Raw genomic sequence first — 13,656 nt, 5'->3', positions numbered from 1 at the left:
CCGGAAACCGCGTACCCTGGACACATGGCTTTCGCAGCAGAACAACCCGTCCTCTCTCATTCGGAGCACCGCCCGGTGGGCGAGATCGAGCGCAGCGACGGGCAATTCGAGGTCATCTCCGACTACGAGCCGGCGGGTGATCAGCCGCAGGCGATCAAGGAACTCGACGAGCGGCTCTCGCGCGGGGAGAAGGACGTGGTCCTGCTCGGTGCGACGGGCACGGGTAAGTCGGCGACGGCGGCGTGGCTAATCGAGAAGCAGCAGCGTCCGACGCTGGTCATGGCACCGAACAAGACGCTGGCGGCGCAGCTGGCCAATGAGCTGCGGCAGTTGCTGCCGAACAACTCGGTGGAGTACTTCGTCAGTTACTACGACTACTACCAGCCGGAGGCGTACATCGCGCAGACGGACACCTACATCGAGAAGGACTCGTCGATCAACGAGGATGTTGAGCGTCTGCGTCACTCGGCGACGTCCTCGCTGTTGTCGCGTCGCGACGTCGTGGTGGTCTCGTCCGTGTCCTGCATCTACGGCCTCGGTACCCCGCAATCCTACCTCGACCGGTCCGTGGTCCTGGCGGTGGGAGAGGAGGTCGAGCGCGACCGCTTCCTGCGTCTGCTGGTCGACATCCAGTACGACCGTAACGACATCGCCTTCCAGCGCGGTACCTTCCGCGTGAAGGGTGACACCGTCGACATCATCCCGGCGTACGAGGAGCTGGCGGTGCGCGTCGAGTTCTTCGGCGACGAGATCGACGCCCTGTACTACATCCACCCGCTCACGGGCGACGTCATCCGCCAGGTGGATGAGGTCCGCATCTTCCCGGCCACCCACTACGTCGCCGGGCCGGAGCGCATGGAGAAGGCCGTCGCGGACATCAAGGAGGAGCTCGCCGAGCGGCTCGCCGACCTGGAGAATCGCGGCAAGCTGCTCGAGGCGCAGCGCCTGCGCATGCGCACAGAGTATGACCTGGAGATGATCGAGCAGGTGGGTTTCTGTTCGGGCATCGAGAACTACTCGCGCCACATCGACGGCCGCGGCCCGGGCACGGCGCCGGCGACGCTCATCGACTACTTCCCCGAGGACTTCCTCACGATCATCGACGAGTCGCACGTCACCGTCCCGCAGATCGGCGGCATGTTCGAGGGCGACATGTCGCGCAAGCGCAACCTCGTGGAGTTCGGTTTCCGCCTGCCGTCCGCCATGGACAACCGCCCCCTGACCTGGGAGGAGTTCGAGGCGCGCGTCGGCCAGACGGTCTATCTCTCCGCGACGCCGGGCAGCTACGAGATGGCGGCCGCCGGCGGCGAGTTCGTCGAGCAGGTCATCCGCCCGACCGGTCTCGTCGACCCCAAGGTCACCGTCAAGCCGACGCAGGGCCAGATCGACGACCTCATCCACGAGATCCGCGAGCGCACCGCGAAGAACGAGCGCGTCCTGGTGACCACGCTGACCAAGAAGATGGCCGAGGACCTCACCGACTATCTCCTGGAGAACGGGGTGAAGGTCCGCTACCTGCACTCCGACATCGACACCCTGCAGCGCGTTGAGCTGCTCCGCCAGCTGCGCCTCGGCGAGTTCGACGTCCTCGTCGGCATCAACCTCCTGCGTGAGGGCCTCGACCTGCCGGAGGTCTCGCTGGTCGCCATCCTCGACGCCGACAAGGAGGGTTTCCTGCGCTCCACCACCTCGCTCATCCAGACCATCGGCCGTGCGGCACGAAACGTCTCCGGCGAGGTCATCATGTACGCCGACAAGATCACCGACTCCATGCAGCACGCCATCGAGGAGACCGAGCGCCGCCGCGAAAAGCAGATCGCCTACAACGAAGAACACGGAATCGACCCGCAGCCGCTACGGAAGAAGATCGCCGACATCCTCGACCAGGTCTACGAGACCGCGGACTCCGGGGAGGCGGGGGACGTGGCGGTCGTCGAGAAGCGCAACGTCGAGGACATGCCCGCCGAGCAGGTGCAGAAGCTCATCGACGACCTCACCGCCCAGATGGGTGCCGCCGCCCGCGAGCTCAAGTTCGAGCTGGCCGGCCGCCTGCGCGACGAGATCGCCGAGCTGCGGAAGGAGGTGCGGGGCCTGAAGGACGCCGGGATGTAGGATGTTCGTATGATCAATTACACCAAGATCGCCGTGGGAACCGACGGTTCCGATTCCTCCCTCGAGGCCGTCCGCGCCGCCGCCAGCCTGGCCCGCGTGTACGACGCCGAACTGATCATCATGTCAGCCTGGTACGCCGCCTCCGGATCCCTGCTCAACGCCCCGCACTCCGACGTCTCCTCCGTCCCGATCGTCGAGGAGGACGTCGCCGAGGAGCACCTCCGCACCGCTCAGGGGGTCGCGGAGGAGGAGGGAGCCACCCGCGTCGAGCTGCGGAAGATCGCGGGTGCCCCCGCCGCGGCGCTCACCAAGGAGGTCGCCGATCTCGGCGTGGACCTGCTGGTCGTGGGCAATAAGGGCGTGAATACCCTCACCGGCCGTGTCTTCGGCAACATCCCCACTGAGGTAGTGCGCAACTCCACGGTCAACGTCATGATCGTGAATACCGCACAGGACCGGATTTAGACGACAATCGTTGTTAAACTGGCGGTCAACAAATCATCCCCGAGGAAAGGTCCCGAGAGGTTCATGAGCACCTACCAGAAGATCGTCGTCGGCACTGACGGCTCCAAGTCCTCCCTGCTGGCCGTCGAGCGCGCTGGCGCCATCGCCGCCGCCTTCGACGCCACCCTCATCATCGGTTGCGCCTACTACGAGAACAACGAGGACGCATCCAAGACCCTGCGTCAGGATTCCGTCACCATTCTCGGCGATGAGACCGCCCAGAAGAACCTCGCCGCCGGTGAGGAGGCCGCCAAGTCCGCCGGCGCCACCAAGATCGAGAAGGCCGTCCGCCCGGGCACCCCGGTCGAGGCGCTCATGGCCATCGTCAACGAGAACAACGCCGACCTCCTCGTCGTGGGTAACCGTGGTATCAACTCCCTGACCGGCCGCCTGCTGGGCTCCGTCCCGGCTGACGTCGCCCGCCAGTCCGACTGTGACGTCATGATCGTCCACACCGTCGATTAATCGCTTATCGACGCTGCGTAGCAGCTGAATGCGGCCCCGGAGATGTGTTCTCCGGGGCCGTTTCTGTGTTGTTTCTACGCCTCCTCAGGAGTCGCCTCGATGAAGGCCTCCTCCTCGAAGTGGGACGAGTCCTCGGCAGCGATGCCCTGGCTGATGTCACGCTGCACCTTCTTGTCCAGCACCGATTCGATGAGCAGACACAGCTCCTCTCTGCGGGCGCTGAAAAAAGAGGCGAAGTTGTCGGTACGCAGATACTTTGGATCGATGAGGTGGGCCGTGAGGAGACGGTCCAGTTCCTCTTCCGTGATTCCTGCTTCCCGCTCAATCTTGCGCAGGTAGGACGAGGGGGCGACACCACCGATCATGCGGTTGGTCCTTGCCCCGAGCATGGTTTTGTTGACGATGCTTTCGCGGTGCTCGTCATCGATTCCATTCTCGTTGCACCATCGTTTGGGGAAAATGTGGTGGATGTCAACGGCCATGTCCTTGTGCTGCACGGCTCCGAAGAGTTTATCCTCCATCCAGTCCCGGGTATCGCCCGCCATGACGAGTGCCGCGACCCCCTTGTAGGCGGCGGAGTTACGGGTGCGCATGGAATGCAGGCGGGACTCAGTGAAGTTCGCGTCCAGGATGGTACGGGGAGTCGGGCTCTCCGGGTTCACAGCCCAGGTTGGTACTGCTTCGATGTCCCGGACGAAACGAGTCTCGGTGGCCGAGCCGTACAACTCTCCCAGGACCCCGGACCAGTACCACGTGGATAGACGGGCGCTGACGGAGTGCATGTCGGCGCTGTTCCCCAGGACCACCTTGATGGCGGCCAGCGGAACCAGCTGTTTGGGGTAGGGGATATCTCGGCTGGTGAAGATGTGGCGGTCAGCCAGGAATGCAGAGGCCCAGATGAAGGCTTCACGCAGCGGGTCCCGCCACTTGAGGTAGTCGGTCAGCTCCAGTTTCAGTACATCCTCACGCTTGGCTGAGATGGCCCGGGGGCGGCTGGACTCACTGGCGAGATGGCGCTCGCGAGTGGCCAGCATGGTCACAGCCTGGAGGAAGTCGGTGTTTTCGACGCCGGCGAGCACGGGGTAGTCAGCCCACTGTCGCCTGGTTTCCTGCCAGTCGTCGTTCAGACGGAAGTCGGACCCGGTGGCCGCAAAGTAGTCGCCGTCACCTGCGAACACCGCGGTGAGGAGCTCGAACACGTTCAAGGGAAGGCCACCGATATTGACCTTCTCAAACACTGTGGCTACTGCCGCCTTGTCGGTGTCAGCATCAAGCTCGATGGCCGGGATGTTGTATTTTCCTGCGGGGGAGACGAAGTTCTCCATGAAAGAGAAGGCCAGGCTCTTGTCCTCCAGGGCGAATAACCACTCCATGGAACCTGTGGGATCGAAAAGCAGATTCAGGGGGAAGTATCCTGCCTCGCGCTGCTTGTCAGGGGTGCTCAGATCGAGGACTACGTCGCGGTCGAAATTTGTCCTGATCACGCCGTCTGCGGGAACTGACCTGACTGCCTCGTCCATGCGGTTGATGTCCTCCAGGGCACTCTCCATGTGGACGAAATAGCGTCGCTCCAGCAGCTTGCCACGAACATCCTTGGTCTGGACGACACCGTCCTCAGTGAGGGCCTGAGTGAGGGAGGTCAGTCGCTGCTGTCCGTCCAGAAGCAGTTTTTCAGGTTCCGTACCGGGTTTCAGTTCCACGCCTGCGATGGGGCGGGGTTTGAAGCGGACCAGGGCGTTATTCGTCTCCAGGAGCATCACCACACCCATCGGATGACCGCGGAGAACCGTAATGAGGAGTTGTCGGATGCGCTCATCGTCCCACTTGTAGCCACGTTGGAAATCCGGTAGTTGAATGCGTCCGGACCGTGTCTCCTCCAAATACTGGGACAACGTGTACATCGGAGTCTGGAAACCCACACCTGCTCCTTACCTTTGCGGTTTCATATATTCACTTGAGTATAGGTTTCCTCGCTGAAAGAAGTACTTTTCGTGGCGGTCTTGAAGTGAATACAACTACACGGGCCATTCACCCACGACGGTGAGCGTCTGCGTCGCGCGGGTGACGGCGACGTAGAGGTCCTGCCAGCCCTGCGGTGAGGCCTCCACAATCTGGGTCGGTTCGAGCACGATGACGTGGTCGAACTCGAGGCCCTTGATCTCGCCGACGTTGGCGGCGGTGATGATCTGGGTGAGCCCGTCGTCGCGCACCTCGGGCTTGACGCCGCTGGGCAGCCACTGCACCTGGTGGCCGGATTCGCGGATGGCCACGGCCGGGGTGGCGGCCGGGTCGATGACGCCGAGTACCTCGTTGGCCACCTCCATGATCTCCACGGGGGTGCGGTAGTTGACGGTCAGTTCGTGGTGGCGGAAGCGGGTGCCCACGTAGGGTTCCAGCGTGGCGTCCCAGGTGTCGACGCCGGCGGGGGAGCCCGTCTGGGCGGTGTCGCCGACGAGGGTCATCCAGCGGGCGGGGCTGCGGCGGAACACCATGCGCCACTCCATGGGGGAGAGTTCCTGCGCCTCGTCGACGATGACGTGGCCGTAGGCCCACTGCAGGTCCTCGCGGGCGCGCTCGGCGGTGGAGCGGGAGTCGCGGATGATCTGACGCTGGGCGAGGGTCTTGGCGTCGATGACGTCGGTGGCGGCGAGGTGCTCGGCGTCGAAGATGTCGCCGAGGTCGTCGTCGTCGACGGAGGCCGAGGACTCGAGGATGTCGAGCAGGTCCTGGGCGACCTCGATGTCGTCCTCGGTGGTGGCGCCGTCCTCGTCGAGGTCGGGGAGGCCGATGAGGACGGCGAGTTCGTCGAGAAGCGCGGCGTCGGAGGCGGCCCACGGCGCACCCGCGGGGCGCAGCAGCGCGGACCGGGTCTCGTCGTCGTAGCCGGCGGCGGCGACGTCGATGGCCTCCGGCGACTCCAGCAGCCCACGCAGCACGTCCTCCGGGGTGAGCTCGGGCCAGTAGTCGTCGACGAGCTTCTCGACGCCCGCCTCCTCCGCCAGATCGTCGTGGAGCTGGTCGACGTCCGCCCGGGAGAGCAGGTTCTCCCCGCCGAGGGGGTCGGTGCCGATGCGGTCGGCGAGCTGACGTGCGAGGGAGTCGATGAGGTGCTCGGTGAAGACGGCGCGGGCCTCGTTGTGGGGGCGACGCGAGCGGCGGGCGCGGGTGCGGGCGGCCTTGACCATGGGGGCGTCGACAAGCAGGCGGAGCGAGCCGTGGGGGAGTTCGACGGGGGCGTCGGGAAGCGTCTGGTGGGCGAGGACCGCCTCCCGGAGGATGGTCACCATCTCCTCGGAACCTTTAATCTCCCTGGTCAGGAGTGATTCCGGGGCGGTGCCGGACACGCCGGGGAAAAGGTCGCCGATGGTCGACAGCACGACGCCCGTCTCACCGAGCTCGGGGAGGACGCGGGAGATGTACTCGAGGAAGGTCGAGTTGGGGCCGACGATGAGGACGCCCGTCTTCGACAGCTGCTCGCGCGCGGTGTAGAGGAGGTAGGCCACGCGGTGCAGCGCCACGGCCGTCTTGCCGGTGCCGGGCCCGCCCTCGACGACCATGACACCGCGAGTGTCGTCGCGGATGATGAGGTCCTGCTCGCGCTGGATCGTCTCGACGATCGACTTCATGTGCCCCGTGCGGGCCGCCTGCATCGCCTGGAACAGCGCAGACTCACTGCCGACGCCCTCGCGCCCTTCACCGGCACCCGGGCCTGAGAGCCACTCGTCGTCGATGCCGGTGACCTCACGGCCCTTCGTGCGGATGTGGCGGCGCAGGTGCACGCCCTCGGGCTGGGCGGTGGTGGCCAGGTAGAAGGGGCGGGCCATGGGGACGCGCCAGTCGAGGAGCAGGGTGCGGTAACCCTCCTCGCGGACGTCCAGGCCCATGCGGCCGATGTAGCGGCGGTCGAGCTGCGGCTCACCGGGGACGGGGTTCTCGGGCTCGGTGGCGGGATCGTCGATGTCGATGCGGCCGAAGACCAGGCCGAGCTGGGCGAGATTGAGACGGTCGAGCCGGGCGTTGAGGCCGTGGTACTCGGTCTCGCGGCGGATGAGGGCGTCGGCGTCCGGGTTGGCCGGATCGACCTCAAGCTGCACGCTGCGCAGGCGCTCGTTGGCGGCGGCGACCTCGGCGTCGAGACGCGCGAACAGGTCGTCAACGTAGTCCTGCTCGTGGGCGATCTCGTTGTTACTGCTCACCTGGGATGAAACCTCCTGAAAGAACGGACCATCCAGGATAGCGGAATCGACGCTGCCCCCACCCGAAGCGGGCGGGGGCAGGTCAGGGGACGTCCTAGACGCCGAGCTTCTTCTGGGCCTTGCCGATGGCCTTGTCCGCGCGGGACTGCAGCTTGTCGGCGTTCTTGCGGGCCTGCTTGGCGGCGCGGCCGGACTTCTTCTCGGCGGCGACGAGTGCCTCGTCGGCACGCTTCTGGGCGGTGGCGGCGGCCTGGACGAAGCCCTTACGGGCGGTCTTGGCGTTGTCCTGGGCGGCGGCCAGCCAGTCGTCCTTGTTGTCCTGGAAGTAGTCGGACACCTTGTGGGCGGCGGCTGCGGTCGCGGTGGTGGCGGCTGCGGCGGTCGCGGTGGCGGAGTCCTTCCAGTCGTCCTTGTTGTCCTCGTAGTAGTCCTGCGCGCGGTGGGCGTACTCGGTGACCTTGTCGGTTGCCTCATCGAACCAGTCGCGGGCGGAGTCGGTGAACTTCTCGGTCTCGGACTTGCTCGGCAGGGCCTTGTGGACCTTCTTGCTCGTCACCTCGGCGGCCTTGTTGGCGCGCCACTTCAGGCCCGGCTTGCCGGCGGTGTCGGCGGAGGTGATGAACAGACCACCGAGCAGGGCGAGGTTGGTGAGGAAACCGGAGCGGCGGGCGCTGCGCTCGGCCTTGTCCTGGGTCTCCCAGAAGGCGTGGCGGGAGATCATGGTGGGAATGGCCGTGGCGGCGAGCACGGTGGCGGAGACGCGCGGGAGGAAACCGACGGCGAGGGCACCACCGGCGGCGACCTTGGTGCCGCCGACCGCGCGGACGACGAGCTCCGGGTCGCGCGGGACGCGGCGCGCGTACTCGCGGGGGAGGATCGCGCGGGCGCGCTTGATGAGGGTCTCAGCGGCCTCGGTGTGCTCGGAGGTGTTGAGCAGGCTGTCGGCGCCGTCGGCAATGTAGACGGAGGCGATCATGGGGCGGGCGATCTTGCGGATCATCATAGTTCTCCTTGATTTATGCGTGATCTATGCGACGGTTTGTACCTATTCCACTGTAGCGACGAATCGTCACCAGCGACGCTCCCACCAGTCATCCAGGTGGGGACGCTCGGCGCCCAGGGTGGTGCCTTCACCGTGGCCAGGGTGCACGATGGCGGCATCGTCGAACTTCTCGAAGATCCGCTCGGTGACGTCCTTGAACAGGCGGACGAAGTCGCTCTCCGATGTCGTTTTCCCCAGGCCGCCGGGGAAGAGGCTGTCGCCGACGAAGAGGTGCGTCTGGCCGTCGATCTCCGCGGCGAGGGCGGCGCCGCCGGGGGTGTGGCCGCGGAGGATCGCGACGGGGAACTCGTGCCCGGCGAAGGGCAGGGTGTCGCCGTCGTTGAGCTCGACGTCGACGTCGGCGGGGAGGGCGGGGGCGTCGAGGAAGGGGGCGTAATGGGTGGCACCGGTCTCCTCCAGCACCGCGACGAGCGCCCGGTGGTGATCGGGGTGGCGGTGCGTGGTGAGCACGGCGGTGATGCGCGCCCCGGCCTCCTCCGCGAGGGAGAGGAGGGCGCGGGCGTCGTCCGCAGCGTCGATGAGCAGGCCCTCGTCGCCGGAGACGAGGAGGTAACAGTTGTTGTCCATCTCTGAGACGGAGATCTGGTGGAGGGTGAGGTTGTCGGTCATGTCACCCAGGGTAGCGGTGTCCGCGCCCTCGGTAGTATGTTCGAGGGAGTATCGAAACGGGAGGAACCAAGTGGCTGACCGCCTCATCGTGCGTGGAGCACGCGAGCACAACCTCAAGGGCGTGGACATCGACCTGCCCCGCGACACCATGGTGGTGTTCACCGGACTGTCCGGCTCGGGCAAGTCCTCGCTCGCGTTCGACACGATCTTCGCCGAGGGGCAACGGCGCTATGTCGAGTCGCTGAGCTCGTACGCGCGCATGTTCCTCGGGCAGATGGACAAGCCCGACGTCGACTTCATCGACGGACTGTCCCCGGCGGTCTCGATCGACCAGAAGTCGACGAACCGCAACCCGCGGTCGACGGTGGGCACGATCACGGAGATCTACGACTACCTGCGTCTGCTCTTCTCCCGCGCGGGTACCGCCCACTGCCCGGTGTGCGACGAGAAGATCACCCGCCAGACCCCGCAGCAGATCGTCGACCAGGTGCTCTCCCTCGAGGAGGGCATGAAGTTCCAGGTGCTCGCCCCGGTGGTGCGCACCCGCAAGGGGGAGTTCGTCGACCTGTTCAAGGACCTCGCGGCGCAGGGTTTCGCCCGCGTGCGGGTCGACGGCGAGGTGCACCAGCTCTCGGATCCGCCGACGCTGAAGAAGCAGATCAAGCACGACATCGACGTCGTGGTCGACCGCCTGCAGGTCAAGGAGTCGCAGAAGCAGCGCCTCACCGATTCCGTCGAGACGGCCCTGGGCCTGGCGGACGGCCTCGTCGCCCTCGAGTTCGTCGGCCGCGCGGAGGATGATCCGGAGCGCTACGTCCTCTACTCCGAGAAGCTGGCCTGCCCCAACGGCCACGCCCTCGACATCGACGAGTTCGAGCCGCGTGCCTTCTCCTTCAACTCGCCCTACGGCGCCTGCCCGGCGTGTGACGGCCTGGGCACCCGCACCGAGGTGGACATCGACCTCATCATCCCGGACCCGGACGCCCCCGTGATCCGGGCCGTGCAGCCGTGGACGTCGAGCCCGAACGCCGGCTACTTCGAGAAGCTCGTCGAGGGTCTGGCGAAGGCGCTGGACTTCGACCCGGAGACCCCGTACAGCGAGCTTTCGGCGGCGCAGCGCAAGGCGCTCGTGCACGGTTCCTCCACGGAGGTCTCGGTCCGCTACAAGAACCGCTACGGTCGCATCCGCAACTGGACCGCCCCCTTCGAGGGCGTCATGGGCTACCTCAACCGCAAGATCGACACGGTGGAGAGCGAGTGGTCGAAGGACCGTTTCCTCGCGTACACCCGCGAGGTCGCCTGCCCGACGTGTCAGGGGGCGCGCCTCAAGCCGGAGATCCTCGCCGTGCGCCTCGAATCGCAGTCGCAGGGTGCGCTGTCCATCGCCGGTCTCACGGAGCTGTCGATCGCGGACGCCAGCGAGTTCCTCTCCACTCTGGTCCTGGGCCGCAAGGAGGAGATGATCGCCGGAGCGGTGCTCAAGGAGGTGCAGGCCCGCCTGCAGTTTCTCCTCGACGTCGGCCTGTCCTACCTCACCCTCAACCGCGCCGCGGGCACCCTCTCGGGCGGTGAGGCGCAGCGCATCCGCCTGGCCACCCAGATCGGTTCCGGCCTCGCGGGCGTGCTCTACGTCCTCGACGAGCCGTCGATCGGCCTGCACCAGCGCGACAACCAGCGGCTCATCGCCACCCTCAAGCGTCTGCGCGACATCGGCAACACCCTCATCGTCGTCGAGCACGACGAGGACACGATCCGCGAGGCCGACTGGCTCGTCGACATCGGCCCCAAGGCCGGCGAGTACGGCGGCGAGATCGTCTACCAGGGCGATCCGGCCGGCATCTACGATGCCGAGGGCTCCATCACCGGCGATTACCTGGCCGGTCGGCGCGTGCTCGGCGTCCCCGCTTCTCGACGAGTGGTCGACCCCGAGCGTCAGCTCACCGTCGTCGGCGCCCGGGAGAACAATCTGCAGGGGATCGACGTGTCCATCCCCCTCGGCGTGCTGTGCTGCGTCACGGGTGTCTCCGGCTCCGGAAAATCGACCCTGGTCAACCAGATCCTGGCGAAGACCCTGGCCAATGAGCTCAACAAGGCCCGCCAGGTGCCGGGCCGCGCCAAGCGCGTGGAGGGCACCGATCACCTGGACAAGCTCGTCCAGGTGGACCAGTCGCCGATCGGCCGCACCCCGCGGTCCAACCCGGCGACGTACACGGGTGTCTTCGACAAGATCCGCAAGCTCTTCGCCGAGACCACCGAGGCGAAGGTCCGCGGATACAAGGCCGGCCGCTTCTCCTTCAACATCAAGGGCGGCCGGTGTGAGGCCTGCCAGGGTGACGGCACCCTGAAGATCGAGATGAACTTCCTGCCGGACGTCTACGTCCCGTGCGAGGTCTGCGACGGCGCGCGCTACAACCGCGAAACCCTCGAGGTCCGCTACAAGGGCAGGACCATCGCCGAGGTCCTCGACATGCCGATCTCGGAGGCCGCCGAGTTCTTCGAGCCGATCAGCTCGATCCACCGCTACCTCCAGACGCTTGTCGACGTCGGCCTCGGCTACGTCCGCCTCGGCCAGGCGGCGACCACCCTGTCCGGTGGTGAGGCCCAGCGCGTGAAGCTGGCGTCCGAGCTGCAGAAGCGCTCGCAGGGCCGCACCGTCTACATCCTCGACGAGCCGACCACCGGCCTCCACTTCGAGGACGTGCGCAAGCTCATGCTCGTCATCCAGGGGCTGGTGGATAAGGGCAACTCGGTCATCGTCATCGAGCACAACCTCGACGTGATCAAGGCTGCTGACTGGATCATCGACATGGGCCCCGAGGGTGGCTCCGGTGGCGGCCGGGTGGTCGCCGAGGGTACCCCGGAGGATGTCGCCAAGGTGGAGGGCTCTTACACCGGTCAGTTCCTCGCCGAGGTGCTCTGACTCTTCGAGCGCGTCCGCAGGGATGCCATCGCCAACAGCGCGATACCGGAGATGAGGAACGCCAGGGCCCGCGGCAGGCCCTCGAGGGTACCGAGGTCGAAGAACACCAGCTTCACCACCGCGGCCACCGCGAGGACCATGCCGGCGCCGAGGGACGCCCGGTCGGACAGACCCGGGGCGGCGAGCAGGATCCAGGCCGCCAGGACCATCCACAGGATGCTCACCAGCGCGTGGCCGATGAGGTAGCCCAGCCACATCCCGCCGGTGCCGCCGACGGCGCTGCCCAGCCAGGTGGCGGCGGTGACAACCGTGACCATCGACAGGTGCAGGCCGACGACGGCGAGGGCCACCTGCGCCCACACCGGCAGTCCGCCCAGCACCTTCCGACGGGAGAGCATCACGCCGAGGAAGACCGCGATGAGCCCCGCCTGCACGAGAGCGATGTGGTCGGTGAGCCACAGCGGGGACTTGGTGAGCACGTTCCGCGAGAGGGTGAACGTCACCGTCAGGGCTGCGCCCAGCCAGAACGCCCACGGGGCCACCCGCGTCTCCTCCCGGGTGTCCAGCCAGATGACGGCGAGGATCGCCGCCACGAAGAAGAGCGCGACGACGATGGTGGCGTCGATGAGCGCGCCCGCACCGAACGGGGGAGTGAGCCACCACACCAGCACGAAGGCCACGGCGGTGGCGCATACGCCGACGACACCGAGGAGGTGCTCCCGGCGGTAGCCGAGCACCGCCAGTGCCACCGTCGTGGGGACGAGCAGCCATATGGTCCACGTGTCGGCGGCTACCGGTGCGGCCAGGACCAGCAGGCCCAGAGGGACGATGAACGTGGTGAACAGGTCCGCTCGGTCATCCTCCGCGGGGAAGCGCAGCGTCACGACGGCGAAGGCCAGGGCGGAGAGCACGGCCACGACAGCGGCGACGACGGACGCAGCCTCCGGGGTGTCGAAGAACACCTCGAGGACCTCCATCGTCAGCCACAGCTGCACGAGCAGTGCCATCACTCCGGCGACGACGCGGACCTGCATCCGCTGCGGGGTGCGGACGAGCGCCAGCAGCAACACCGGGAGCAGCAGGACGAGCCACGTCGTCGGCTGGTGGGCGCTGTAGAAGTTGGGGACGATCGCGATGATCGACAGCCCCATGAAGAACGCCACCCAGCGCATGGCACGGGCCTCGGTGACCGCCAGCAGCGCCAGCCACACCGCCAGGAGGACGGCCACCGCCAGCCACACCGGCCACCACTCGAGGATCTCCACCAGAGCCCACAGGATCACCGTCGACACCAGCCACGCGGTGACGACGAGCGCCGTGACACCGGCCTCCATACCGGCGGTGTCGCGGTCGGTGATGCGGCGTCGATAAGCGTCCAGCCAGAGGCCGGCACCCAGCAGCGCGACAGCCAGCAGCGTCGAGAGCAGCACGCGGCCCAGCGGCCCCAGCAGGCCCGCCTGGATGGCCAGAGCCACCGCCAGACCCACACCCGCGACGGTGATGAGCGACCCCACGACCGCCACCGCCCGGATGACCTTCGTCTCCGTCGGAACCGGGGGCCTGGGCGGCTTAGCGGGCTTCTCCGGGTAGCGCGGGCGGATCGGGGCGGGTGCCGGCTGGGGGACCGGGGCCGGAGCGGGTGCTGGGACCGGAGCCGGGGTACTATGCCGGTCGATGAGCTGGCTGAGGGAGCGGCGGGCGTCGGCAAGCGCTGCTTCGGCGGCCTCCAGTCTGCGGAGGGTGAGGCGCAGTTCCATGGAATCCCGGGGGTCTGGCGTCATGCGGAC

9 protein-coding genes are annotated in these 13,656 nt (G+C 66.8%); 4 read left to right on the top strand and 5 right to left on the bottom strand.

The genetic code is table 11. The features are described 5' to 3' along the window. Positions 1–24 precede the first annotated feature (24 nt). From uvrB to B9Y70_RS07665, 3 genes are all read left to right on the top strand, one after another. Complete coding sequence (gene uvrB, locus B9Y70_RS07675) at positions 25–2,112, top strand: excinuclease ABC subunit UvrB (protein WP_085549684.1); 2,088 nt, start codon at positions 25–27, stop codon at positions 2,110–2,112. A 9-nt stretch (positions 2,113–2,121) separates the two neighbouring features. After that, positions 2,122–2,577: a universal stress protein gene (locus B9Y70_RS07670; protein ID WP_085549683.1), complete on the top strand. Its 456-nt coding sequence runs from the start codon at positions 2,122–2,124 to the stop codon at positions 2,575–2,577. 63 nt (positions 2,578–2,640) lie between these two features. Next, positions 2,641–3,081, top strand: coding sequence for a universal stress protein (locus B9Y70_RS07665; RefSeq protein WP_085549682.1), 441 nt, complete (start codon positions 2,641–2,643; stop codon positions 3,079–3,081). A 74-nt stretch (positions 3,082–3,155) separates the two neighbouring features. Here the strand turns inward: B9Y70_RS07665 and B9Y70_RS07660 are convergent, their stop codons facing one another. The 4 genes from B9Y70_RS07660 to B9Y70_RS07645 form a co-directional block, all read right to left on the bottom strand. After that, a complete protein-coding gene (locus B9Y70_RS07660) occupies positions 3,156–5,000 on the bottom strand; it encodes a GmrSD restriction endonuclease domain-containing protein (protein ID WP_085549681.1) in 1,845 nt (614 codons plus the stop codon). 96 nt (positions 5,001–5,096) lie between these two features. Then, on the bottom strand, positions 5,097–7,277 hold the full coding sequence (locus B9Y70_RS07655; RefSeq protein ID WP_240309170.1) for a HelD family protein: 2,181 nt from the start codon (positions 7,275–7,277) through the stop codon (positions 5,097–5,099). Between the two features lie 94 nt (positions 7,278–7,371). Continuing rightward, a complete protein-coding gene (locus B9Y70_RS07650; protein WP_085549855.1) occupies positions 7,372–8,277 on the bottom strand; it encodes a DoxX family protein in 906 nt (301 codons plus the stop codon). A 69-nt stretch (positions 8,278–8,346) separates the two neighbouring features. Next, complete coding sequence (locus tag B9Y70_RS07645; RefSeq protein ID WP_085549680.1) at positions 8,347–8,949, bottom strand: MBL fold metallo-hydrolase; 603 nt, start codon at positions 8,947–8,949, stop codon at positions 8,347–8,349. A gap of 70 nt (positions 8,950–9,019) precedes the next feature. Between B9Y70_RS07645 and uvrA the strand changes: the two genes are divergently transcribed. Continuing rightward, positions 9,020–11,869, top strand: a complete 2,850-nt coding sequence (uvrA, locus tag B9Y70_RS07640) for an excinuclease ABC subunit UvrA (RefSeq protein ID WP_085549679.1) — start codon at positions 9,020–9,022, stop codon at positions 11,867–11,869. Here uvrA and B9Y70_RS07635 read toward each other — a convergent pair. Next, positions 11,845–13,650 (bottom strand): DUF2339 domain-containing protein, encoded by a 1,806-nt coding sequence (locus B9Y70_RS07635; protein WP_143337572.1) that lies wholly within the window; start codon positions 13,648–13,650, stop codon positions 11,845–11,847. The genes uvrA and B9Y70_RS07635 overlap by 25 nt on opposite strands. Between the last annotated feature and the right edge of the window lie 6 nt (positions 13,651–13,656).

This window comes from Corynebacterium pollutisoli (assembly GCF_900177745.1).
GTDB lineage: Bacteria > Actinomycetota > Actinomycetes > Mycobacteriales > Mycobacteriaceae > Corynebacterium > Corynebacterium pollutisoli.
This window is presented reverse-complemented; position numbering and strand designations above follow the sequence as displayed.

Bases quoted from the DNA above. Each gene is read 5' to 3' on its own strand.
- uvrB (WP_085549684.1), top strand. From the start codon at position 25: ATGGCTTTCGCAGCAGAACAACCCGTCCTCTCTCATTCGGAGCACCGC.
- B9Y70_RS07670 (WP_085549683.1), top strand. From the start codon at position 2,122: ATGATCAATTACACCAAGATCGCCGTGGGAACCGACGGTTCCGATTCC.
- B9Y70_RS07665 (WP_085549682.1), top strand. From the start codon at position 2,641: ATGAGCACCTACCAGAAGATCGTCGTCGGCACTGACGGCTCCAAGTCC.
- B9Y70_RS07650 (WP_085549855.1), bottom strand. From the start codon at position 8,277: ATGATCCGCAAGATCGCCCGCCCCATGATCGCCTCCGTCTACATTGCC.
- B9Y70_RS07645 (WP_085549680.1), bottom strand. From the start codon at position 8,949: ATGACCGACAACCTCACCCTCCACCAGATCTCCGTCTCAGAGATGGAC.
- B9Y70_RS07635 (WP_143337572.1), bottom strand. From the start codon at position 13,650: ATGACGCCAGACCCCCGGGATTCCATGGAACTGCGCCTCACCCTCCGC.